We start from the raw sequence: 21,075 nt of genomic DNA on the forward strand, positions 1-21,075 counted from the left end.
TCGTGGCCGACATCTCCTGGGTACGCTCAGGACCCGCCGCCGAGCCGGCCCGCAGCGACCCCGCCAACCTGGCCGACATCCTGGAACGCGTCCTCGACAAGGGGATCGTGGTCGTCGGCGACGTCCGGGTGAACCTGCTGGACATCGAGCTGCTCACCATCAAGATCCGCCTCCTGGTCGCCTCGGTGGACCGGGCGAAGGAGCTGGGCATCGACTGGTGGGAACACGACCCGTCGCTGTCCTCCCGCGCCCGCGGGGACGTCCTGGCGGAAAACCGCGAGCTGCGCGCTCGGCTCGCCGAGCTGGAGCGGACACCGGGGAGGGATCCGCATGACTGACACCGCCGTCTACCTGTACGCCGTCACCAACGCACGCGATCCGGTGGCCGGCGCGGTGGCCGGAGTGTCCGGCAGCCGGGTTCGCGTGGCCGAGCACTCCGGGCTGACGGCGGTGGTCAGCACGGTGCCGCTGGCGGAGTTCGGCGAGCGGGCGCTCCGCGAGAACCTCGAGGACCTGGCGTGGCTGGAGGCGATCGCCCGCGCGCACGACGCGGTGGTGCGGACGGTCGCCGGCCGCGGCCCCACCGCGCCGGTGCGGCTGGCCACGGTCTTCCATGACGACCGCCGGGTCAGGGAGCTGCTGGAGGAGCGGCGGGGTGGAATCGAGCGGGCCCTGTCGAGGGTGGCGGGCCGCTCGGAATGGGGCGTCAAGGTGTATGGCACCGCCCTCACCGGCTCACCCGCCAACGACCAGGCCAGCCTGTCGCCACCGGCCGCCGTGCCTGAGGGCGCGTTCTCCCCCGCGCAACGGCCCGGCCCTGGTGTGGCATACCTGCGGCGGCGCAGCGCTCAGCGCCGCCGGCGCGAGGACGCGACCCAGGCGCTGGCGGGCCGGGCCGAGCGAGTGCACGCGCGGCTGGCGCCTCACGCGATCGCCAGCCACCGGCATCGTCTCCAGGATCGCCGGCTGTCGGGGCACGACGGTGTGATGGTTCTCAACGCGGCGTACCTGATCGAGGACCCCCACGCCTTCACGGAGGCCGCGGCCGATCTGGCCGCCCGGTGGGACGACATGCGCGTCGAGGTGACCGGCCCGTGGCCCGCCTACTCCTTCACCACGATCGACGGGGAGGAGCGGGCATGACCGCGGAGCTCGTCCAGCGGGAGGTGGCGCTCGTCGATCTGCTCGACCGGCTGCTGGCCGGCGGCGTCGTGCTGAGCGGCGACCTGGTGATCTCCATCGCCGAGGTCGACCTCGTACGCGTCTCCCTGCGTGCCCTGATCACCTCCGTCCGCGCGGAGCCGACATGATCCGCCGCCTGGAAACCGACCCCGACCAGGTCGAGCACGACCTCGTCTGCCTGGTGCTGACCTTGGTCGAGCTGATCCGCCAGCTCATGGAACGTCAGGCCCTGCGCCGCGTGGACGAGGGCGACCTCACCGGGGCGCAGGCCGAGGCGCTCGGCCTCGCCCTCATGCGCCTCGACCAGGCCATGACCGACCTCAAGGACCGCTTCGGCATCACGGAGGACAAGCTCAACCTCGACCTCGGCCCGCTCGGCACCCTCCTCCCTGACGCACCTCGCCCATAGCCCTCCGCCGGGCGCGCGCACGAGGGCCGCGCCCGGCGGAGACACCACGTCAGTCAGGCTCAGGTGAAGTTGACGTCGCTGCAGAAGTAGTACGTCTGGTCCATGTGCGAGGCCTTCCAGATCGTTTGACGTGCTCCTCCCCATGAATGAATGGGAGGATTCTCATGGCCGCTACGCCGCCACCCCGTGCGGGGTGGTGCGGGTGGTCCTGCCATGAGGTGCTTGACGCTTCAGCGCCCCCAGTGGTGCAGGGCCTCCACGTCCGGTGACCGCCCGTCCGGCGGCTGAGTTGTACCGGTACAACTGGGTGCGGGCGGCGTTGACGTCGGCGTTGCCGATCCACCCGCAGGCTGGATTCCTGCACACGAACCGGGACTGACTCTGGCGGGAGCCCTCGATGATCGTGTGGCAGGCGTGGCATTCCTGGCTGGTGCCCGGCGCCGGGATGTAGACGACCTGGCCGCCCTTGCCGGTGGCCTTGTAGGTGAGGAACTCGGCGGTGCGACCCCACGCCTCAGTGGCGATGGCCCGGTTCAGGCCGCGTTTTTGGGCGACGTTCCTGCCCGGCTGTTCGGGGGTGCCGGAGGCGCTCGCCATCATGTTCGTGACCTTGAGATCTTCGAGCACAATGACGCCGAACCGGTCGGTGAGCTGGGAGGTGGTTCGGTGCTGCCAGTCGATGGCCCGGCGCTTGGCTTTGGCGCGCAGGCGGGCGATCTGGCCGTAGGTGTGCTTCAGCCGGTTACTGGCAGGCTGTCCGGGTTTCGCCGCGCGTTTCTGGCGGGCGGCTTTGCGTTCCAGACGGAGCAGCCGCTCCTGCTCCCCGCCGGTCAGCCACTGGTCACGGTGGAAGATCTTCTCCCCGGTGGCCAGCGCCAACGGCACGGCGATGCCCCGGTCGATCGCGGTGTGCGGCCCCTGGTGCGGGGCCTGGGGTGCCTGCATGGTCTGGGTGCGGAACACGATGTGCCACCCGCCTGCCTCCTTCACCAACCGCGCCCCGGTGATCTTCCCGTCCGGGCCGCCCTTCGTAACCCCCGGCAGGTCTTTGGTCCACCGGAAGCGGACCCGGCCGAGTTTGGGAATGGTGACCGCGCCCCACCGCCGGTTGATCCGGGTGATGTTCAGGTCCCGCGCCTGGGGGACGTCCACCGCCATCCGGGAGCGGTACCGGCTCTTGAACGTGGGGCGTTCGGCCGGGTGGTCGGGGTTGAAGAAGTTGGCCCACGCCTGCCGGTAGGTCTGCAGCACGGCCTGCGCCGCTTGGGCGGGCAGGTTGTTGAGCCAGTCGATCTCTTTGCGGGCGGCCCGGATGGCCTCGTCGCACTGGGCGAGGGAGGCGAAGCGGCCCTGCCGGAAGGTGAAGAACTCGTGCAGCAGGTTCCACAGCGTGCGAGCGTTGTGCGCCTGGCCGTCCAACACGGCGCTCTGCCGCTGGTCCAACTCCAGGCGGGCGACATGAGCGCGGTTGCGTTTCTCCCGCTCCACGCGGCTCATTCTATCGTTTGGTGTATGTCACCGCGATGGGAACCCAACCCGGACATCTGAACCGGGCGTCACTGCGTACACGATCTGTCCGCGCATTTGGTGTTTGTCACGAAATATCGGCGGGACGTCTTCACCGGCCCGATGCTGGAACGCTGCGAACAGATCATGAAAGAGGTGTGCGAGAAGTTCGACTGCGAGCTGGTCGAGTTCACCGGCGAGCACGACCACGTTCATCTCCTGGTCCGCTATCCGCCCAAGGTCGCGCCGTCCTCCCTGGTCAACTCCCTCAAGGGCGTCTCGGCCCGCTACCTGCGCCAGGAATACAGCGCTCACGTCCGCACACACCTATGGGACGGGCACTTCTGGTCCCGCTCCTACTCCGCGGGCTCGACCGGCGATGCCAGTCTGGCCACCATCCGCACGTACCTCCAGTCCCAGGACCGGCCCCAGAAATGAGACAAGACCAGACATGGTCACGACCGGTTCCAAAGCTCGGGATAGGGCACGCTCAGGCCCTTGGGGCCTTCCCACGCGGGCCTACACCTCCCGCCTGAAGGCGGGAGCACTGGCCCGCACCTCGGTAGACGCTGATGTAGTCCGCGCCGTGCCTGGCCTGGTCGATCAGGCCGATGTCGAACGTGATGGGCAGGTTCGCCATCGTCCAGGCGCCCGGCGTGTCCATCGAGCGGTACCGGCCGCCCTACGTCTGGCTGGCGCTGCACAGCTGCCCGTTGGGGATGACGGCCTAGTGGTTGCCGCCGACGTTGTCCCGATAGAGCCCGTTCCAGTTCCACATGGCGTTGGGTCAGTGACCACCCGTGCGCGGAGGCGGTGTCGGCGAGGGGACAGCGAAGATCATCGCCATGGACATCAGCACGGCCAGGGCGCGCAGCGCCCAGCGGTTGAGTGCGGCTTGGGGCATCGTGCGGTCTCCCTGTTCCGGTCGGGGTTCCGGTGATGAGGAGCGGTCCAGGCGGGGGACGGTATCTGACCACATCGCACCAGCCAATTGACTTTCTATTGTCAATGTCGGGCGTGGCCGCGCCATGCCTGGTCAATGCGGCGCATTAACAGCGGAAGAGGCATTCCGAGGACCAGCCGGGGTGAAAGTTTCACGGAAAGAAAGCGATCCGCTCTTCCGAAATGGACCGTCACTTTCGGCCGACCGCTTTCACTTGGCCGCGCGGACCCGCCTGACGACGCCATGAAATCGCCGGCCGCCGCTGATCGGGCACCAGGAGGAGAGCCCGGCGGAGGCGGCGGCGCCCGGCACGTCGACGACTACGCCGCCCAAGCTCGACTTCCCCGGGCGTCGTGAAACTTGACACAAACCTACAGGAGCCCACGACCAAAGATCGCTAGAAGCAAATGCCCCGCCGCCCACCCTAAGTGATCAAGCTTTGACGTGCGTTGACGCCTCCCTTGGGCCGGATCACTTCACTGAGCGGGGCAGGTTCACGCTCAGTCGTAGACAGAACAAGATATCGATAGAATTCTTTTCTAGCTCTTGTGACTCGAGGTAAGTGTGAGGTAAGACTTTCATGTTTGTCCACCCGCGCATGGAGGTGTGAGTGAACTTCTTAGTCAACTTACCCAGGGGCGGTAGGAGAACGCGCCGGACACTTGCTGCGGCGACCGCATTGTCAGCAGCGACCTCGCTCTTCCTGTTTGCCCTACCGACCGAGGCGCAAGTCGATCCGAAAGTCAACAAGTCCGCGCCATCCTTGACGACATTTCCAAAGTCGGATGACCCGGACGCCGCGCTGCGAGAGGCCGTTCAGCAGGCGAGGCGTCAAGGAGCCGCCATCGAGGTGCTCGCCGTCGCATCGCCAACCAGCAGGACATGGGCGCACGCCAACGGTCAGATAACCGTGGACACCTATGCGGCCCCGGCCAGGGCAAAGCAGGATGACGGATCCTGGAAGTGGATCGACCCCTCACTCACTGAACGGGATGGCACACTCACTCCCGTCGTCCCCAGTCCGAAGCTGAAGGTCGAGTTCTCCACAGGCGGCAAGGACAAGCCCTTCGCAGCCGTGGACGTCGCCGGAAAGGGCAAGCTCGCTCTCGACTGGCCCACGGCGTTGCCTCGCCCCGCCGTCAGCGGCAACTCCGCTGTGTACGCCAACGCCGCAGGCTCGGGCGCAGATCTCGTCGTCACCGCGTTCGCGTCCGGCTTCAGGTTCAACGTCAAGCTCCGTCAGCGGCCCAGCGGCCCTCTGGAGTTCAGGATGCCGGTCCAGTCGCACGGGCTAGCGCTGGGTACCGATTCCGACGGTGCTCTCGTCCTGAAGGACAGCAAGGGCAAGGAACTGGGCGTCGGCAACAAGCCACGCATGTGGGACCGCGATACCGCCAGGCGGACTGCGCAAGCCCGCGAGGCCGACGTCCGTACGGCGGTCGAAGGCAAGGGCGACGACGCCGCGGTCGTTCTCAAGCCCAGCATGTCGTTCCTCAACGACCCCTCAACGCGTTTTCCAGTCACGGTCGACCCGGACGTGACACTCGGCCTGCAGGACGACACCTGGATTGAGAACTCCGCCACCTACGGCCAATCCCAGCACAGTGACATCCAGCTGTGGGCGGGTGGTTATCAGGATCCCTTCGAGGACACCTACCGCATCGACAGAACGTTCTTGAAATTTGACGCCACCGGCCTCGCCGGTCGCACAGTCTACAGCGCCAGCCTTCGGCTTCGGCAGCACTTCCTGACCGGATGCGGCGACGTCCAGTCCGGCTTGAAGGCCCAGCGTGTCACGTCGAGCTGGGATCCACTGATCCTAGAGTGGAACGCCCAGCCTGCCACCACCCAAGAAGGCGAGGCGGTCACCAGAGACGCAGCGGGCTGCACCGAAGGCCAGGACATGACCTGGTCCATACCCAGTATCGCTCAGGCATGGGCGAACGGCGCGCCCAACTACGGCGTTCTGCTTCGTGGCGTGGACGAGTCCGCCACGCGGCCCGACTACAGCCGTGTCTTCGACTCCGCCGAATGGGGCGGCGCCGGAACGCCCAAGCTGTCGGTGACCTACTGGCTGGCTCCGGAGGCTCCCACCATCTCGCTCGGCAAGGTGGACGTCCTGCGTGGGAATGACGCCGTCGTACGGGACAGCACGGTCGGGCTGACGTACACCTCCAGCTCCGCGGGCGGCGAGGACCTCGAGTACTCGATGGCGGTCGACGAGTACGTCAACCCAGTCTCCCTACCCGCGCCCCACGTCGGCGGGTCGGGCCAGCAGGTCACCCGCGACGTCGCCCTGGGCAACGCGAACAGCGTCAAGCTCGCTGTCAAGGCCTGCCTGTCCGGCGTCACGCCGCCGGTGTGCAACACCACCCCGGCGTACCGAATCACCTCCGACGCGCCCGACAGCCCGGCGACGGTCGGCACCGACCTCAGCGATCCGGGCAATCCCGTGCTCATGGGACTGATCGCCAGACCCTCGGGCAAGCAGGTCACCGGCAGGTTCTTCCTCTACGACAGCACCGGCGCCCCCGCAGGGCCGAGCCCGATCGGGGAGGGCACGGTGGCCGACGCCTACCAGATCGCCCTACGCCTGCCTGACGGCGTGGTCCAGGCGGGACAAACGTACACCTGGAAACTCCAGGCATGCGCGAGTGAGACCTGCACCCCGCAGAGCGCGGGACGAAGCTTTACGGTGCCCACCCAGTCGTCGCCCCCGCCCATGGGAACCCACCGGCTCACCATCGAGAAGGACGCTCTCACGATCAGAACGGCGAAGAGCGCCGCGGACGCCTGCGCGGGCCAGGCCTGTCCGCTGGAGCCGAGCTCTACCATCGTCGTGGGAGGGGACGCCGCCGACCGGCGGATCACCTGGCTGTCCGCCGACGTGGGCGCGCTCCCCGGCGGAGCCCAGATCACCTCCGCGGTCCTGAACCTGGGCACGCCCGCCTGCGATGCCGCTCCCTGCGTCAACGACAGGAAGATCTCCGCGACCGCCACGGCCGAGGACGTGACCGACGCGACGACAGGCGCGGGCCTGGCCGAGCTCGTCGATGGACAGCCGCCGGTCCAGGCCACCGTCGGGCAGCCCGTGATCGACGTCACGGAGATCGCGAAGGTGTGGGACCAGCAGCCCGGGGCCGGCCAGGGGATAGCGCTGCAGGCCGAGCCGGGAAGCCCGGTCGCGACGTTCGGCGCGTCCGGCGTGTCCGCTCCGGTGCAGTTGGTCATCGACTACCTCCCCGCCGCCGCCCCCGCCGCCGTTGGGGCCGTCAGCACGAGGGGCGGAGACGGAGGCGTGCACCTGTCGTGGGCGGCCCCCGCAGACGAGGGTTCCTCGGCCGGGATCTCCCGGTACGACATCCAGGTGATCAACGGCAGCAGCGCCGTCGTCCACAGCCTGAGCACGAAGGAGACCCACGCGGTCGTCACCGGCCTGTCCAACGGGACGGCGTACCGAGCCCAGGTCCGGGCGGTGAACGCCACGGCGGCCGGCTCCTGGACGACCTCGGCCGCCTTCACGCCAAGCCCCGTCCCCGGCGGCGGCCAGCAGTACATCGAGGCGGTCCGCCAGTACCAGCAGGCCAGGAATGAGCTGGCGCAGGGTGACAGCACGACGGTGGACCAGGCTCTCACCGGCAAGACGCGGGCGACGCTGATCCGCGCGAGCCTCCACGCGGAGGGCGCCGACCTGATCGACTGGGCCGCGCAGTCCGCCGAACAGCGATTCGACCGGACCAGCGTGGCTCAGACACTGGACGACGTGCTCGTCTCCCACAGCGCCGACACCGGTCAGGTCACCGTTCACGCGGAGGTCAAGGAGACCGTCCGCACCACCATCGAGGCCGGCACCACGAACGAGGAGATTAGCGAGGACCCCAGCTTGCTGGCGCGGGCCTTCGTGTTCAACGCAGCGACGGACAGGATCGGGCTCGTACGGTCGCAGGCGGCCGGCGCGGACCAGCCCGACGGCCGGGCGGGAGAGCTAAACGCCCTGCCCGCGGGCACCCCGGTGCCGCCGCTGCCCGACGACGCGGCGCCCCTGCCCGTCGACCAGAACGGCTACCCGGTCGAAACGGCTCGTACCCGGCAGAGCGTCGCCACGGCGGCCGTGAACCGCCAGGCCATCGCCACGTGGGCGGTCAACAACGCACACACCGAGCCGTACGACTTCGACAACGACTGCGCGAACTTCGCCTCCAAGGCCCTCTACCGCGGAGGCGGGGTGAAGATGGCCGTGCCGCCGAGCGCGCTCGGCGCGCTGAGCCAGCGCAAGGACCCCCGCTGGTGGTACCAGTCGTGGCCCAGACGGTTCCTGAGCTCCTACTCCTGGTCCGCCGCGCACAACTTCTACCTCCACTTCATCAAGACGCGGGGCCGGGCCAGCTGGGTCCGCTCGTGGGCGGACGTCGGAGTCGGCGACCTCCTCCTGATCGACTGGCACGGCAACAACGTCTTCGGCCACGTGTCCGTTGTCAGCAAGAAGTCGTCGAAATCCTGGAAGGGCGTGTATTACGCACAACATCAACCGACGTACCAGTGGCGATCGCTCGTTGATGGAATGACCGCGGGGAAGAAGAAGTACCCGAACATGAAGGTCTACGCGATTCGCGTCAACTGGTGAGCACGTGCGCGAGGGCACCCACGCCCTCGCGCACCGCTCTCCGCCGGACGGGAAAGGACACCCACGTGAGCGGAAATCCGATCCGGCGCAGGATCGGCGTCGTCCTGGGCGCCGTGGTACTCGCGTCCGCGCTCGGGGTCGCCGTGACCGTGGTCTGCGCCTCCTGCCAGGTGTACGCATGCCAGCTGTTGGCCGGGCCGGAGCGGCGGGTCGCCCTGCCCGGCCCGGACGCCGCACCGGAGGCGGTCGTCCGCGCCTACCTGGAGGCGCTGGTCGCTCGCGATGTCGACACGATGGAGAAGCTGGCCGTCCCCGCGTTCACCGAACGCGAACGATCCGTGGTCGGGGCACCCTACTGCAATTGGCAGCGCATCGACGGCCTGGTTCTCCAACGGGCCGCTGCCGAAGGCCTGGAACGTCGTGAGTTTCGCGAGGTCGCCGCAGTGTGGGTGAAGTTCCGTCTCACGTCCCGCACGAAGAGTGGCCTGCCCCGAGACCCGGAAGGGAAGGTGGACTGGGGTTATCTGATCGGCAGGAACGCCCCAGGCGAAAGGTGGCGCGTCTTCGACTCCGGAGCCGCCCTTTGAGCCTCAAAAGCTCTCAGCCCTCATCTCCAGCTGAGGCGCGGGCCGGTGCGCCCGGCAGGCCGTCACCGGCTGCTTGGCGCTGAACAGGTAGTTGCGATGCCCGGGTGACACGTGGCGGGCCTGGCGCCAGGAGCCGCGGCGCCACTGTCCGTATCCCTCCCTCAGGCGCGGCGCACGCACCCGACCATGAAGGTGTACGCCATCCGCGTCAACTACTAGGCACACAACCGTGAGGGTGGGGAACGGACCGATTTTGCGCCCCACCCCTCCGGCATGTCGGAGGCCAGCGCATGAAGAAATACACGATCCTCGGCCTGGCCATCATGTTGGTCGTGGCCGCCGGGGTCGTGGTCGCCTGTGCCGGCTGCCAGGTCGGCCTGTGCCGACTGCTCGGCCTGCAGCAGCGAAAGGTACCGGTTCCGGGTGCGGATGCCTCGCCGGAACAGGTCGTACGCACCATCTGGAGGCGGCGGCCGCCGGTGATGTCGACACCATGCGGGCGCTCACGACCGCGCGGTACTTCGACCAGGACAGCGGCCTGATCGATGGGGACTACTGCAACTGGACCGGGGTCAGCGAGATCGACATCGCGCATGCCGTCCAGGAGAAGCCAGAGACACGCGAACTTCACTCAGCTCATCGAGGTGAACGTCCGATTCCGGCTGACGGCGCGGGTGAATCCCGACTATCCCAGGCTGGATGACGGAAGAGTGGAGTGGAGCTATCGCCTCGGCCGGAACTCCTCTCACGAACGCTGGCGCATCGCCAGCGCCGGATCCGCTTTCGCCCTCGAGGGTCCTTCCGCAGCGAAGTGGCCGATTTCCAGTGGCAAGGAGGACAAGGGCGTTCCACGAATTGTCGTCACCATTGTGCGTGATGACGACGTTCCTATCGGGCCATAGGGCAATGCCACTCAGGCCTCGAAATTTCACGATCTTGGGCGCGCTCACCTGACCCCTATTGATCTTGATGGTGCGTGCTGACTGCGGTGACAGGCGCGTGGAATCGACGCCCGGGATAGGCCTTGGCAGCCGGTACAGCGCATGCTGCAAGGCTCGAACCGGTTCACGTGGAACCCATGGTTCCACGTGAACCCAACGCGGCGGACTAGCCTGACCGGCACTCACTGGGCCCCTCCATCACAGTCGCTGCCCATCGACGAAGCAGCGGCCCTTCCCTCGCCGCCGGTTACGGTGTCCGGTCTGCTCCAGCAGTACACGGCCGCCTCCGACGCCCACCCGGCCAGCCATCCGCTTCCCGGCGTTGACCGGTTATAGCGCGCCGCGCTCCGGCAAGATCCATGCCCGCAGGTGTCACCAGGCCGGGGAGGGCCTCCCAGTGTCAACGGACACGCCGATATCTAGGTGAGCGCCCCATACGCTGGGGAAGTCCTTAACGGTTGCGCTTCCAGGCTCTTCGCCGCGTCCATGGCCTTCACCCTGGATTCGGGAGCTCGGCTCCCCCTGTCCCCGACCTCGCGGCCGGGACATCTAACGACGCCGCAGGCTTCGCTTCATGCTACGGACCGCATCGTCGCTCCCTCAATAGGGCCTTCGACACTGGGCTTCGATGCCAGGCTTTTCCCCTGAGGCCGCCAGTCTGCTACCGGGCCTCCCGGCAGCTACCCGGACCGGACTTCCACCGGTAGGCGACGGCGAGCTTACGAACAGCAAGATCAGCCGCTACGTCACGGCTTTACCTCCCGTCCTGCTGGGCGCACGAATTTCATGAGGCTAGGGTAGAGATCCTCCCACACAGACGCCGAAGTGTGATTGGTCTATGACCTCAGGTGACGAAAATCTGGGAAGTAGCATGTGGGCGAGGGCGAGGCTCCCGATACTGAGTGGGTGACCGCAATGGCAACGATCGAACCGGCCAAGATTCCTTTCGGCAAGCCGGAGTACACGGTCGACGACCTTCTCGAGTTTCCAGACGACGGGAACCGCTACGAGCTCTTCAACGGGAGCCTACTGGTGAGCCCTGCCCCCACTCCCCCGCACCAGCGCATCATCTACCGGCTGCAGCGCATACTCGATGATGCGATGCCCTCTGAGCTGGAGCCGCTGTCAACGATCAACCTGCTGGTGACCGACAAGAATTTCTACATCCCGGATCTCGTCGTCGTTCCCGAGGATTCGGTGGAGAGCGTGGGGCTCATGTTCTCGCCTCGTCACATTCTGCTCGCCGTGGAGGTGGGCAGCCCGAGCACGACGTGGCAGGACAAAAGCCTCAAAACCATTGCATATGCGAGTGCGGGCATTCCCCACTACTGGAGGATTGACCCCAATGAAGGACCGGCCCTCTACGTCTACGAGCTCAAGGGGGAGAACTACGATCCTCCGACCGTCTACAAGGCCGGTACGGTCGCGACCTTGACGACGCCTTTCCCCGTCAGTTTTGATCCTGCCGAGCTGCGCGTGCGCCGATGACCTGGACCCCGGTCCTGCCGGCCCCCTCCTGCCGGTAGGCCCGAAGCCCAGGAACTTTCATCCCTGGTCAGGGGGCGTCTTGGCGGCCAGGGACGTGTAGATGGTGACCTCGTCGGGCTGGATGAGCCCGTCCTGGATGGCGCAGATCAGGAGTTTCTCCTTGGTGGGGGCGGGTCGGCCGGCCGCGGCGTACTTGACGCGGGCCCGGTCGATGTACTGGCGCACGGTCCGCTCCTTGATCCCCATCCGCGCCGCCACCGACGCCTTCGACATCGACTGGAACCAGAACAGCAACGCCGCCCGCTCCTTGTCCGACAGCTGCGGCCGGTGCGGCCGCTCGTCCGTCGCGATCGCCTGCGCCATCGGCGGCGTCACGCTGGGCCGGTCGGCGGCCACCTCCAGGATGGTCTCGACGCAGGTTTCGCGGGTGGCCCGGCCCTTGCCGATGAAGGCCGAAGCGCCCGAGTCCAGCACGGCGCGTACGGTCTCCGGCTCCTCATGCTCGGAGAAGACGATGACCCGCTGCCCGCCCTGGCACAGCTCGGCCACCCGGTCGACGACCATGGTGCCGTTGAGGTTGAGGTCGAGTAGCAGCACGTCGGCGTCGGCGCCGAGGACAGACTCGATCGTGGGCCCCTGGGCGACCAGCTCGACCGGGCTCGGCGAGAGGTCCGTGGGCCCGGAGCTCGCGAACCAGGACCGCACTCCGTCCACCACGACCTGGTGGTCCTCCACCAGCGCGACCGTCACGGGCCTTGCCAGATGCTGTTGACCCATACCTCCCCTCCCTGCCGCTGATAGGTGACGACGACGCCGCTCGGCTCCTGGACGGGTGCGGCGCTGATGGGCAGGTCGTCGTTGTCGGCCACGACCGCCACGCTCACCATGGTGGACATCGCGGACACGGTGACCCGCGCCCGCGACCTGGCGCCGTCGAGCGCCCGGATGGGCGCCCTGAGGAGATCCTCGCGCACGCCGTCGGGGAGGCCGGGCAGGTAGTCGCCGAACGGCGGCGCGGTCACCATGACCTTGCGCCGCTCGGCCGCCTCGATGCGCTCGCGCAGCGCGGACACCAGCTCGTCGGGTACGTCCTCCCGTTCGGTGATGAGCCGGCGCAGCCGCATGGCCCCGGCCGTGCAGTCCTCGCGCACGCGCGGGTCGCCGGGGTCGGCGCCGTCGCCGAGCTGGTGGAGCAGTGACTCGGCCACGTCGCGGATGGCGGCATACCTGCGCAGCCGGTCGGCGTGGATGCGCTGGGCGGACTGGCGCAGGGCGTCGTCGGCGGCGAGCCGGCGGGCCAGCACCACGGCGTCCTCGGCGCGGGCCAGCAGCATGCGGCAGCCCCACGCGTAGCCGAGCTGCATGGTGACGCCGCCGGCGATGACCACCAGGTATTTGGAGATGGACACGCGGTCGAGTGTCCCGGTCAGGATCATGGCCGACAGCATGATGCCGGCGTTGGCGGCGAGGAAGGCGATTAGCTCGGCCCGCCAGCGGGGCCGCCCCCACACCAGCATGACGGCGATCCAGCCGACGGAGCCCCACGCCCAGTCACTGATCCCGAGCAGTTCGCCGGGGCGGAGCGACAGGATCACCGCGACGTCGATGGCCAGCGTGGCGAGGGCGAGCTCGCCGATCCTGGCGGGGCCGCGCGAAGTGCCCGTCAGCGACCGCAGGGCGATCGCGAAGATCGCGGAGTAGGCGATCCAGGCGGCCAAGGCCAGCCAGGGCCAGCGGAAGGCGGACCAGCCGGTGATCGTGACGGTGAGGTCGTACCCGAGGTGCCACACGGCCGCGATGACCGCGGCGCCGAGTGCGGTGAAGCGGGCGTATCGCTGCGCTACCTGCTCGATCTCTTCCGTCATGGCCGCCACCACAGGCTCACGCGGGTGCCCTGCGCGCTGGAGGAGATCTGAGCGCCGCCGTTCGGCAGGGAGCGCATCATGTCGAGGATCGATCCGCGCACGCCGAACCGGTCGGGTGGCAGCTGCTCCTGGTCGAATCCGCGGCCCGCGTCGGCGACCTCCACCAGGATCTCGCCGTCCCGCCTGCGGGAGCTCAGCTCGGCCTCGCGGACGCCGGCGTGCAAGGCGATGTTCGCCAGGGCCTCGGTGACGGCGCGGGCGAAACGTTCGGCGACGTTGCCCGGCACCGTCTCGGGCGTGAGATCCCGGCGCACCTCCAGGCCGGTGGCCCGCCCGGCGACCTCGTCCAGCAGCGTGTCCAGGGCGATGGGGGCCGAGTCGGCACGCGGGGTGTCCCGCAGCTTCTCCAGCGCCGCCAGATCGGTCCTGACCTGGGCTTTGAGCGTGGGCGACGGCTCGTCGTAGGTGCCCAGGCCGACCATCGTGAGCGTGTGCAGCGCGGTCTCGTGGATGCTGCCGACCTGCTTCAGTTCGTCCTCGCGGCGCAGCCGCTCCACCATGCGCGAGATGCCGGCGCGTACGCTCCGCTCCAGGAAGGCGTCGGTCGCGGCGGCCGAGCGGCGCAGCAGCGTCATCAGCATCACGATGGCGAGCAACTGCACGAGGTGGATCCCCAGGGTGCCGGCCACGTCCTGGGAGGGAGAGGCGATGCGTACGCCCGCCGCGAAGGCCCCCGCCACGACCAGCCCCACGGGGACGACCACCTTCGGCTTCCAGGTGATCCCGGCGATGACGATGGTCATCGTGACCGCCCCCGCGACCCAGCTCGACCCCGTGACGAGCGCCTCGCCGGCGACGAGATGACGTTGCGCGAAGCACAACGCGACCGTGATGACGACATCACCGGCCACCAGCCAGTGGGGCAGCGGCACATTGCGCCACCACACGCGCACGAACAACGCCGTCCACACCAGGTGGAGCGCCAGCATGGGCGCCAGCCACGATAAGGAAACCGGCGCGACGGCGCCGAACGCCGCCGAAATGACCGCCACCACGCCCACCGCGCTGCGTGCGCCGGCACCGGTGCGCGCGGTGGCCTTTTCCAATTGCCTGGTCGCCGAGTCGTACCTCGTGGAACCGGGGTGAGCCATGGGCCGTCCGCACACGCTGGGAGCACAAGACGGGTCTCACGATAACGCAGCGCAGGGTGGGTAAAAAGAAACAGGAATGGGTTTCTCCGATGAATCCGAAGGGGCGTGCCGCGGTCGTGACGAGGGATGAGGTCATGGGTCGCATGGCTCTTTTCCTGGGCCCGGCTTTCCTGCGGCGTGCACCGCACCTCACACCCTGGTGCGCCGTCCCCCGGGGCGGCACGACGGCTGATCGGCCGTCATGGAGCGCTACGACGGCCGAACGGCCGTCAGTCGGTTCGCCGCGCATGGGCGTCTACTAGGCCCGGGCCGCGACAACCGCGGTGGGAGGGGACCCATGACGCTCTTCGTGATCTCGTTTCTGATCGGCTGCCTGTCCGTGATGACCGGCCGCGGCAAGCGCGGGCAGTGGCCGCCCGGCATGCCGGTAACCCGGCCGCGGCTGGTGGCGGTGGGCGGCACGTACGAGGGCGTGCACGGCCGGGCGTCGGACGCGTACGTCGTGCAGGAGCGGCTCGTCGCGGTGGCCGACGGCGCGGCCGGCGCGGAGCCGGGCCATACGGCCGCCGCCGTGGCCCTGGGCGCCGTGGTCGCCGCCCGGCCCCAGCGCGCCGGGAGGCGGGAGGAGGACCTGGACGAGTGCGCGCAGACGGCGCACCGTGCGCTGCGTACCGCGGCCCTGCGCGAACCGGCCGGGCGCGACCTGGTCAGCACCCTGGATGTGATCGTCCTCGATCCGGGCGAGAGCCCGCGCCTGCGCTTCGCCCACGTCGGCAACGGTGCGATCTGGCACTGCGTGAAAGGCGCCGCGCCCGTGCCGCTCACCACGGCGCACTCCTTCGGCGACGGCCCGCTGCTGCGCGGTCTCGGCCTGCCGTCGGCGCTCAATCCCGAGGTGGGCGCGGTGTCCATCCACCCCGGCGACCGGGTGGTCATCGTGACGGACGGCGTCGTCCGGGCCCTCGGACCGCAGCGCATGGCGGAGCTCTTCACCGCGGGCTCGTCCCCGGCGGCGTGTCTGGACCGGATATACGACGAGCTCGCCGCCGCCGACCCGAAGGAGGACGCCACGGTCATCATCGCGGATGTGGCGTTCTGATGACCTAGGATTCTGATCGTGAGCGCACCAAACGGGATCAATCCGAACATTCCCCACTCGGCCCGCGTCTACGACTACTGGCTGGGCGGCAAGGACAACTTCGAGGCTGATCGCCGGGTGGCCGAGGCGACCATGGCGGCGGTGCCGGGGGTCCGCGAGAGCGCCAGGAACAACCGGGCCTTCCTCGGCCGGGCCGTGCGCCACCTCACGCAGCTCGGCGTCCGGCAGTTCCTCGACCTCGGCACGGGCATCCCGACCCAGGGCAATGTGCACGAGATCGCGCAGGCCGAGGCGCCGGACGCGCGCGTGGTCTACGTCGACAACGACCCCATCGTGATGGCCCACGCCCGGGCCCTGATGAGCGGCACGCCCCAGGGCAGGACCGCGTACATCGAGGCCGACGCCAGGAACCCGCGCGCCGTCCTCGACCACCCCGAGGTACGCGAGACGCTGGACTTCAGCCGGCCGATCGGGCTCGTGATGGTCGCCATCCTCATGCACATCCCGGATCAGGACGACCCGGCCGGCATCGTCAAGGCGTTCACCGATGCCGTGCCCGCCGGCAGCTATCTCGTGCTGAGCCACCTGACGCTCGATCTCGTGTCCCAGCAGACCGCCGACGACTACCTGGCGGCGACCCGGAGCCAGGCGATGCACCGCACGCCGCGCACCGGCGAGCAGATCGCCCGCTACTTCGACGGGTTCGACCTGATCGAGCCGGGCCTCGTCGGTGTCTCCCAATGGCGCGACACCCCGCTATTCCCCGACCCGGCGACCTGGATGTACGGGGGAGTGGGCCGTAAGCGCTGACCACCGCGCCGGGCACTGGATCCGTTTAAGCTTCAAGTCGTGATGCCCATCGGGGACAGGACGGCGGAGTGAGCACGACGGTCGGGACCGAGCGGGCCGCGGTGGAGGAGCCGGCGCCGAAACGCCGGCGACGCAGGCGATGGTTGTCCTGGACGATCGTCGTGCTGCTGGCGCTGTGGGCGGCGATCAGGGCCGGGGGGTTGGATCAGGGCTCGTTCGTCACGCAACTGATGACCGTGACGCCGTACGGCGCGGTGCTGGCGGCACTGACCGCGCTCCTGCTGATCAGGCGTAACCGGCCGGCCGCGCTCGTGGCTGCGCTCGCCTGCGTGGTCATGGCCGCCTGCGTGGCGCCACGGCTGACCAGCGCGGAGCAGCCCGCGGCCGACGGCGCGCCGCTGCGGGTGCTGACGGTCAACCTGTTCGGCCGCGGCGACGCCCAGACCGTGGTCGACCTGGTGCGGCGGCACGACGTCGACGTCTTCACCGCGCTGGAGCTGACCCCGGACGCGGTGGAGCGGCTGGACACGGCCGGGCTGAAGCAGCTGCTGCCGCACCGGGTGCTGCAGGAGGAGTTCGGTGCGACCGGCAGCGGCATCTACGCCAAGCACCCGGTGAGCGAGCTGACCGGGCTGTTCACCCCGATCGGGCACAACATGCCCGCCGCCACCATGGCGTTGCCCGGCGGGAGCAAGGTCGAGATCGTGGCCATTCACCCCAACCCGCCGCTGGGCCGCATGGAGGAGGAGTGGAACGCCGCGTTGCGCGGCCTGCCTGCGGCCACTCCCTCCGCGATCCGGGTGCTGGCCGGCGACTTCAACGCCAGCCTCGACCATCGCGCCTTCCGCGACCTGCTGAGCCGCGGTTATGTGGACGCGGCCGACCAGGTGGGCAAGGGCCTGGTCCCGACGTGGCCGAACGGCCGGGCGATGCCGCCCATCATCGCCATCGACCACGTCGTGGCCGACCGGCGGGTGAGCGTGCGCCGGGTCGAGGTCGCGGACGTGCCCGGCACCGATCACCGCGGCGTGTTCGCCGAGCTCCGCCTGCCCTAGCCCGGCGGGCGGGCCTGCGCATGGCGGCGCCCGCTCTCCTGCGCTGAGAGCGGGCGCCCTTTGTGCGGCTGGGAAAAGTGGTCAGGCCACGTTCTCCTCGGCGTCGCGCTCCAGCGTTCTGAGATCGAACGCGCCCGACTTGACCGCCGTGGTGAACGCCTCCCAGTCGTGGCGGGGGACCTCGAACACCACGTCGGGGTTGTCAACGTGGACGAGCTCCACGTGGTCGTTGATCCGCTTGGCCGCGACGCGGCCGGCGTCATGCGTCATGCCGGATTCCTTCCGTGAACACTGCGAAGGTCCCGCCCAGATCACAGGAGAACCAGGGCGGATGCGGGCAGCCTGCCATCCCGGCGGTGCCTCCGGCCACCGGTTCACGAACGCCGGTGGATAGAACTTCCTCCACACGGCGATGGGTTGCTTACCCTTCGGAGCAAGAAACCCACGTCTTGTAAGGGCGTTTCGACCGCCCTAGCCATGATCGCCGATGCCCTCGCGGGCCGCCGCCGTGGCCTGCCGGAGGTCTGGCGCAGGGCGCTCAGCTCGGGCGTCGGACGGCTCGGGCACGAGGCCGTGCGCCCACTGGCCGCGCCCGGCCACTCGATCGCGCCCGACAGCCTCGTGCCGCTCTCCCCCGTCAACGGGGACGTCTCCGTCCAGGAGCAGCTCAGCGCCCTGCGCGACCTCCCGCCCGATGGCCTGATCACGGACCTGGAGCGGACGTTCGGCCCTGGGCTGCCGCCCGTTCGCTGGCGGCCGGCCGCCGAGCGGCCCGCCCACTGGCTGCGCGGCTACGCCGGCGCCGTCGCCGACGTCTGGAAGAGCGCCGAGCCGTTGTGGAGGCGTGCCCGCCCGCTGCTGGACAGGGAGGTCGAGCGGGTCGGCGTGGCCACCGTGCGCGGCGGGCCTGAGCTGCTGCTGGCCTCGCTGACCAGCCGCATCGTGTACGGCGAGCGCGGCCTGCTCATCCCCGGCACGGGTCCCGTCGCACCCGCGATGGACGAGCTGTCGGCGCTGATCGGCCCGGTCCGCGCGGATCTGCTCTGCGCGCTCGACCAGCCGATGACCATATCCATGCTGGCGACCGACATGATGATCGCGCCCAGCGGGCTCACGTACCACTGCGACCGGCTACGAGCCGGACGGCTGATCACCCGGGAGCGCCGCGGCCGCGAGGTGTGGATCGCCCGCACGGGGCGGGCGGAGGAGTTGCTGGAGTTGTTCCGGCGCTAGCGCCCGGCTCTGACGGCGCACGCCGCCGGACTATTCGCGGATGTTCCGGCGCAGCGCCGGCCAGTTCTGGTCCGGCACGTGGCGTAACCAGTGGGCGTGGGAGCCGAAGGGGAACAACGTCTCCTCCATCAGGTGGGGCGACCGAGCGCGTCGGCGACTGGGTGGTGCTGGACGGCTACGGCAACAAGGAGGGCATGCTGCGGCAGCGCGTCACCAAGGAGGCAGATCGGCGACGTCGACTGCCAGAACATGAAGCCGCTGCTGTCGCTCGACTGCGGCACAAGCGGGACAACATCTTCGCCAAGGGGCTCGGGCCCGCGTTCATCATTCACAACTGCTTCCCGAACAATGGGTGGCAGGCGGAGCTGCGTTACACCTGGACGTACTGAGCGACGAAGCGGTGGGCGGTCGCGCGTAGGGGGCGGCCGTCCTCCATGTCCGTGTGCAGCGCGCGCAGCCGGGCGTCGTACTTGTCCGTGTCGAAGCCCGGGACCTGCCAGGAGACGACCCGCAGGAACAGCACAAGAGCGCCGATGTCGTGGAACGTGGTGGTGAAGCACCCCTCCTGGCTCCAGGTGACGTCCAGTCCGGACAGTCCGGCGGTCGCGGTGGCGAGGTCCCAGGCGCGGTTCCGGTGCGGCGGGGCGCCCAGCGCCTCGTTGATCTCTTCGAGGTCGCGGCCGGCGACCTGCTGGGTGACGAACGTGCCGCCGCCGGCCAGGAGGCGGCGGATCTCGCGCGGCTCGTACGCCTCGTGGCGGTTGATGATCAGGTCGAACGAGCCGTCAGGCAACGGCCCGGTGGTCTCCGTCACCTCGACGCCCAGCGGCTCCAGGCGGCGGCGGGCGACCGGGACGTTCGGCGCATGGCCTTCGGTGGCCACGGTGCGGGGTGGGAGCGGGGCGAAGGAAGCCAGGAGCTCGCCGCCTCCGGTGCCGAGGTCGAGCAGCGCCGAGGCCTTGGGGAGCCGGTCGCGGACCAGCTGCTCGTAGTCCCAGGGCAGCGTGCCGTCGTAGGTGACGCGGCCTTGGAATATGCCGAAGTCCCAGCCCTCGAAGGGGGTGGTGAGCGCCTCGTGGATCAGCTCGTCAAAGCCCATGGCTCATGATCATGCCTTGGGGCGGGGCCGCCGCGCCTGCCGTTTTCAGGCCCGAGCGCGGGGCGGGGTGCTCTCGCGGAGGACCACGTCGGCCGGGAGGCGGACGTCGCCGGTGCCGTCCGACAGCGCGAGCCGCATCGCGGCCAGGCCAGCCTTCCGGAGCGGCACCGCCACCGACGTCAGCGCGGGCACCACGTCCACCGCCGAGCCGATGTCGTCGAACCCCGCCACCCCGATGTCCGCCCCGGGCACCACCCCGGCGTCGCGGAAGGCCGTCATGGCGCCGATGGCCATGACGTCGTTGACCGCGAAGACCGCCTCCACGTCCGCCAACCCCCGCTCCACCAGTCGGCGAGCGGCGTCGTAGCCGCCCGCCCTGGTGAAGCCGGTCTCGATCGCGACCGGGTCGGGGGCCCCGGCCTCCCGCAGGGCGGCCAGGAAACCGGCGTGGCGGTCGCTGGACGTGCGGATCTCGGCAGGCGCGTGGAAGACGGCGAAGCGCCGGTAGCCGGCGCCGAGCAGGGCCCGCGCGAGCCGTCCCGCACCGCCGTGGTTGTCGATGGTGACGGTGCTGAACGGCAGATCCCGCTGGCTGATCATGACGACCCGCCCGCCGGCCGTCTGGTATTCCTCCAGCTCCTCCACGAGTGCGTCCCGCGTGCCCGTACCCTCGATGCGGCTGCCCGCGACGATGATGACGCGGGGCCGCTGCCCGCGCAGCGTCTTGACGATCTCCAGCTCTCGCTCGGGCGACCCGTCCGCCACCGCCATGGTGACGATGAGCTGGGCGGACTCCGCCGCCTGGGTGACCCCGGCGGCGATGGAGGAGAAGTAGGGGTCGGCCACGTCCCGGACCACCAGCGCGACGGTCCTGGTCGAGCCCTTGGCGATGGCCTGTGCCGACAGGTGCGGCTCGTAACCGAGCTTGGCCGCCGCCGCGCGGACCCGGGTGGCGTTCTCCGATCTGACGTTGCGCACGCTGCCGTTGAGCGCGCGTGACGCCGTGGCGATGGAGACGCCGGCCTCCCTGGCGACGTCGTGCAGGGTCGGCGGGGAGGAAAGGGTCTTCCACCCGTCATCCAT

The 21,075-nt window shown here is 69.3% G+C and carries 20 protein-coding genes and 1 pseudogene; 13 read left to right on the forward strand and 8 right to left on the reverse strand.

Translation table 11 applies throughout. The features are described from left to right. Window positions 1-2 precede the first annotated feature (2 nt). Genes OHA25_RS51080 through OHA25_RS51095 form a run of 4 tightly spaced genes read left to right on the forward strand, consistent with a single transcriptional unit; the run spans window position 3 to window position 1,591 of the window. On the forward strand, window positions 3-338 hold the full coding sequence (locus OHA25_RS51080) for a gas vesicle protein (protein WP_371825754.1): 336 nt from the start codon (window positions 3-5) through the stop codon (window positions 336-338). Further along, on the forward strand, window positions 331-1,143 hold the full coding sequence (locus tag OHA25_RS51085; protein WP_327584090.1) for a GvpL/GvpF family gas vesicle protein: 813 nt from the start codon (window positions 331-333) through the stop codon (window positions 1,141-1,143). The genes OHA25_RS51080 and OHA25_RS51085 overlap by 8 nt, the downstream gene beginning before the upstream one ends. Further along, entirely contained in the window at window positions 1,140-1,310 is a 171-nt protein-coding gene (locus OHA25_RS51090) for a gas vesicle protein (protein WP_327584091.1), read from the forward strand. The genes OHA25_RS51085 and OHA25_RS51090 overlap by 4 nt, the downstream gene beginning before the upstream one ends. Next, complete coding sequence (locus OHA25_RS51095) at window positions 1,307-1,591, forward strand: gas vesicle protein K (protein WP_327584092.1); 285 nt, start codon at window positions 1,307-1,309, stop codon at window positions 1,589-1,591. Before OHA25_RS51090 ends, OHA25_RS51095 begins: the two co-directional genes overlap by 4 nt. A gap of 171 nt (window positions 1,592-1,762) precedes the next feature. Here the strand turns inward: OHA25_RS51095 and OHA25_RS51100 are convergent, their stop codons facing one another. Continuing rightward, window positions 1,763-3,079 carry an RNA-guided endonuclease InsQ/TnpB family protein gene (locus OHA25_RS51100; protein ID WP_327584093.1) on the reverse strand — a complete coding sequence of 439 codons (1,317 nt, stop codon included), beginning with the start codon at window positions 3,077-3,079 and terminating at the stop codon, window positions 1,763-1,765. Between the two features lie 63 nt (window positions 3,080-3,142). On the opposite strand from OHA25_RS51100, the pseudogene tnpA reads away from it, so the two are divergent. Next, window positions 3,143-3,535, forward strand: a pseudogene (tnpA, locus tag OHA25_RS51105) (IS200/IS605 family transposase); the annotation flags it as partial. Between the two features lie 715 nt (window positions 3,536-4,250). Here the strand turns inward: tnpA and OHA25_RS51110 are convergent. Next, window positions 4,251-4,373: a hypothetical protein gene (locus OHA25_RS51110; RefSeq protein WP_327584094.1), complete on the reverse strand. Its 123-nt coding sequence runs from the start codon at window positions 4,371-4,373 to the stop codon at window positions 4,251-4,253. Between the two features lie 517 nt (window positions 4,374-4,890). Between OHA25_RS51110 and OHA25_RS51115 the strand changes: the two genes are divergently transcribed. The 3 genes from OHA25_RS51115 (at window position 4,891) to OHA25_RS51125 (ending at window position 11,680) form a co-directional block, all read left to right on the forward strand. Further along, entirely contained in the window at window positions 4,891-8,664 is a 3,774-nt protein-coding gene (locus tag OHA25_RS51115; RefSeq protein WP_327584095.1) for a DNRLRE domain-containing protein, read from the forward strand. Window positions 8,665-8,729: 65 nt separating this feature from the next. Next, complete coding sequence (locus tag OHA25_RS51120; protein ID WP_327584096.1) at window positions 8,730-9,251, forward strand: hypothetical protein; 522 nt, start codon at window positions 8,730-8,732, stop codon at window positions 9,249-9,251. A 1,856-nt stretch (window positions 9,252-11,107) separates the two neighbouring features. After that, window positions 11,108-11,680: a Uma2 family endonuclease gene (locus tag OHA25_RS51125; RefSeq protein WP_327584097.1), complete on the forward strand. Its 573-nt coding sequence runs from the start codon at window positions 11,108-11,110 to the stop codon at window positions 11,678-11,680. Between the two features lie 57 nt (window positions 11,681-11,737). Here the strand turns inward: OHA25_RS51125 and OHA25_RS51130 are convergent, their stop codons facing one another. Genes OHA25_RS51130 through OHA25_RS51140 form a run of 3 tightly spaced genes read right to left on the reverse strand, consistent with a single transcriptional unit; the run spans window position 11,738 to window position 14,696 of the window. Further along, complete coding sequence (locus OHA25_RS51130) at window positions 11,738-12,457, reverse strand: DNA-binding response regulator (RefSeq protein WP_327584098.1); 720 nt, start codon at window positions 12,455-12,457, stop codon at window positions 11,738-11,740. After that, window positions 12,427-13,545, reverse strand: a complete 1,119-nt coding sequence (locus OHA25_RS51135; protein ID WP_327584099.1) for a hypothetical protein — start codon at window positions 13,543-13,545, stop codon at window positions 12,427-12,429. Before OHA25_RS51135 ends, OHA25_RS51130 begins: the two co-directional genes overlap by 31 nt. Continuing rightward, a complete protein-coding gene (locus OHA25_RS51140; RefSeq protein WP_327584100.1) occupies window positions 13,542-14,696 on the reverse strand; it encodes a sensor histidine kinase in 1,155 nt (384 codons plus the stop codon). The genes OHA25_RS51135 and OHA25_RS51140 overlap by 4 nt, the downstream gene beginning before the upstream one ends. A 337-nt stretch (window positions 14,697-15,033) precedes the next feature. On the opposite strand from OHA25_RS51140, the gene OHA25_RS51145 reads away from it, so the two are divergent. The 3 genes from OHA25_RS51145 (at window position 15,034) to OHA25_RS51155 (ending at window position 17,660) form a co-directional block, all read left to right on the forward strand. Next, window positions 15,034-15,795, forward strand: a complete 762-nt coding sequence (locus OHA25_RS51145; RefSeq protein ID WP_327584101.1) for a PP2C family protein-serine/threonine phosphatase — start codon at window positions 15,034-15,036, stop codon at window positions 15,793-15,795. 18 nt (window positions 15,796-15,813) lie between these two features. Further along, the gene (locus OHA25_RS51150; protein ID WP_327584102.1) at window positions 15,814-16,605 is read left to right on the forward strand and encodes an SAM-dependent methyltransferase; all 792 of its coding nucleotides are present in this window, start codon (window positions 15,814-15,816) and stop codon (window positions 16,603-16,605) included. Between the two features lie 68 nt (window positions 16,606-16,673). Further along, entirely contained in the window at window positions 16,674-17,660 is a 987-nt protein-coding gene (locus OHA25_RS51155; RefSeq protein ID WP_327584103.1) for an endonuclease/exonuclease/phosphatase family protein, read from the forward strand. Between the two features lie 81 nt (window positions 17,661-17,741). On the opposite strand, the gene OHA25_RS51160 is transcribed toward OHA25_RS51155, so the two are convergent. Beyond that, window positions 17,742-17,930 carry a hypothetical protein gene (locus OHA25_RS51160; RefSeq protein WP_305925235.1) on the reverse strand — a complete coding sequence of 63 codons (189 nt, stop codon included), beginning with the start codon at window positions 17,928-17,930 and terminating at the stop codon, window positions 17,742-17,744. A 207-nt stretch (window positions 17,931-18,137) separates the two neighbouring features. On the opposite strand from OHA25_RS51160, the gene OHA25_RS51165 reads away from it, so the two are divergent. Both OHA25_RS51165 and OHA25_RS51170 read left to right on the forward strand, forming a co-directional pair. Then, window positions 18,138-18,893 (forward strand): ArsR/SmtB family transcription factor, encoded by a 756-nt coding sequence (locus tag OHA25_RS51165; protein ID WP_327584104.1) that lies wholly within the window; start codon window positions 18,138-18,140, stop codon window positions 18,891-18,893. A 164-nt stretch (window positions 18,894-19,057) separates the two neighbouring features. Next, complete coding sequence (locus tag OHA25_RS51170; protein ID WP_327584105.1) at window positions 19,058-19,282, forward strand: hypothetical protein; 225 nt, start codon at window positions 19,058-19,060, stop codon at window positions 19,280-19,282. Here OHA25_RS51170 and OHA25_RS51175 read toward each other — a convergent pair. Both OHA25_RS51175 and OHA25_RS51180 read right to left on the reverse strand, forming a co-directional pair. After that, on the reverse strand, window positions 19,264-19,992 hold the full coding sequence (locus tag OHA25_RS51175; RefSeq protein ID WP_327584106.1) for a methyltransferase domain-containing protein: 729 nt from the start codon (window positions 19,990-19,992) through the stop codon (window positions 19,264-19,266). The genes OHA25_RS51170 and OHA25_RS51175 overlap by 19 nt on opposite strands. Window positions 19,993-20,037: 45 nt before the next feature. Then, window positions 20,038-21,075: a LacI family DNA-binding transcriptional regulator gene (locus OHA25_RS51180; RefSeq protein ID WP_327584107.1), complete on the reverse strand. Its 1,038-nt coding sequence runs from the start codon at window positions 21,073-21,075 to the stop codon at window positions 20,038-20,040.

This window comes from Nonomuraea sp. NBC_00507, from assembly GCF_036013525.1.
In the GTDB taxonomy this organism is placed as follows: domain Bacteria; phylum Actinomycetota; class Actinomycetes; order Streptosporangiales; family Streptosporangiaceae; genus Nonomuraea.

Excerpts from the sequence above, each read along its gene's own strand:
- OHA25_RS51160 (WP_305925235.1), bottom strand. The coding sequence starts at position 17,930 with ATGACGCATGACGCCGGCCGCGTCGCGGCCAAGCGGATCAACGACCAC.
- OHA25_RS51165 (WP_327584104.1), top strand. The coding sequence starts at position 18,138 with ATGATCGCCGATGCCCTCGCGGGCCGCCGCCGTGGCCTGCCGGAGGTC.
- OHA25_RS51180 (WP_327584107.1), bottom strand. The coding sequence starts at position 21,075 with ATGGATGACGGGTGGAAGACCCTTTCCTCCCCGCCGACCCTGCACGAC.
- OHA25_RS51175 (WP_327584106.1), bottom strand. The coding sequence starts at position 19,992 with ATGGGCTTTGACGAGCTGATCCACGAGGCGCTCACCACCCCCTTCGAG.
- OHA25_RS51125 (WP_327584097.1), top strand. The coding sequence starts at position 11,108 with ATGGCAACGATCGAACCGGCCAAGATTCCTTTCGGCAAGCCGGAGTAC.
- OHA25_RS51095 (WP_327584092.1), top strand. The coding sequence starts at position 1,307 with ATGATCCGCCGCCTGGAAACCGACCCCGACCAGGTCGAGCACGACCTC.
- OHA25_RS51135 (WP_327584099.1), bottom strand. The coding sequence starts at position 13,545 with ATGACGGAAGAGATCGAGCAGGTAGCGCAGCGATACGCCCGCTTCACC.
- OHA25_RS51140 (WP_327584100.1), bottom strand. The coding sequence starts at position 14,696 with ATGGCTCACCCCGGTTCCACGAGGTACGACTCGGCGACCAGGCAATTG.
- OHA25_RS51130 (WP_327584098.1), bottom strand. The coding sequence starts at position 12,457 with ATGGGTCAACAGCATCTGGCAAGGCCCGTGACGGTCGCGCTGGTGGAG.
- OHA25_RS51090 (WP_327584091.1), top strand. The coding sequence starts at position 1,140 with ATGACCGCGGAGCTCGTCCAGCGGGAGGTGGCGCTCGTCGATCTGCTC.
- OHA25_RS51085 (WP_327584090.1), top strand. The coding sequence starts at position 331 with ATGACTGACACCGCCGTCTACCTGTACGCCGTCACCAACGCACGCGAT.
- OHA25_RS51145 (WP_327584101.1), top strand. The coding sequence starts at position 15,034 with ATGACGCTCTTCGTGATCTCGTTTCTGATCGGCTGCCTGTCCGTGATG.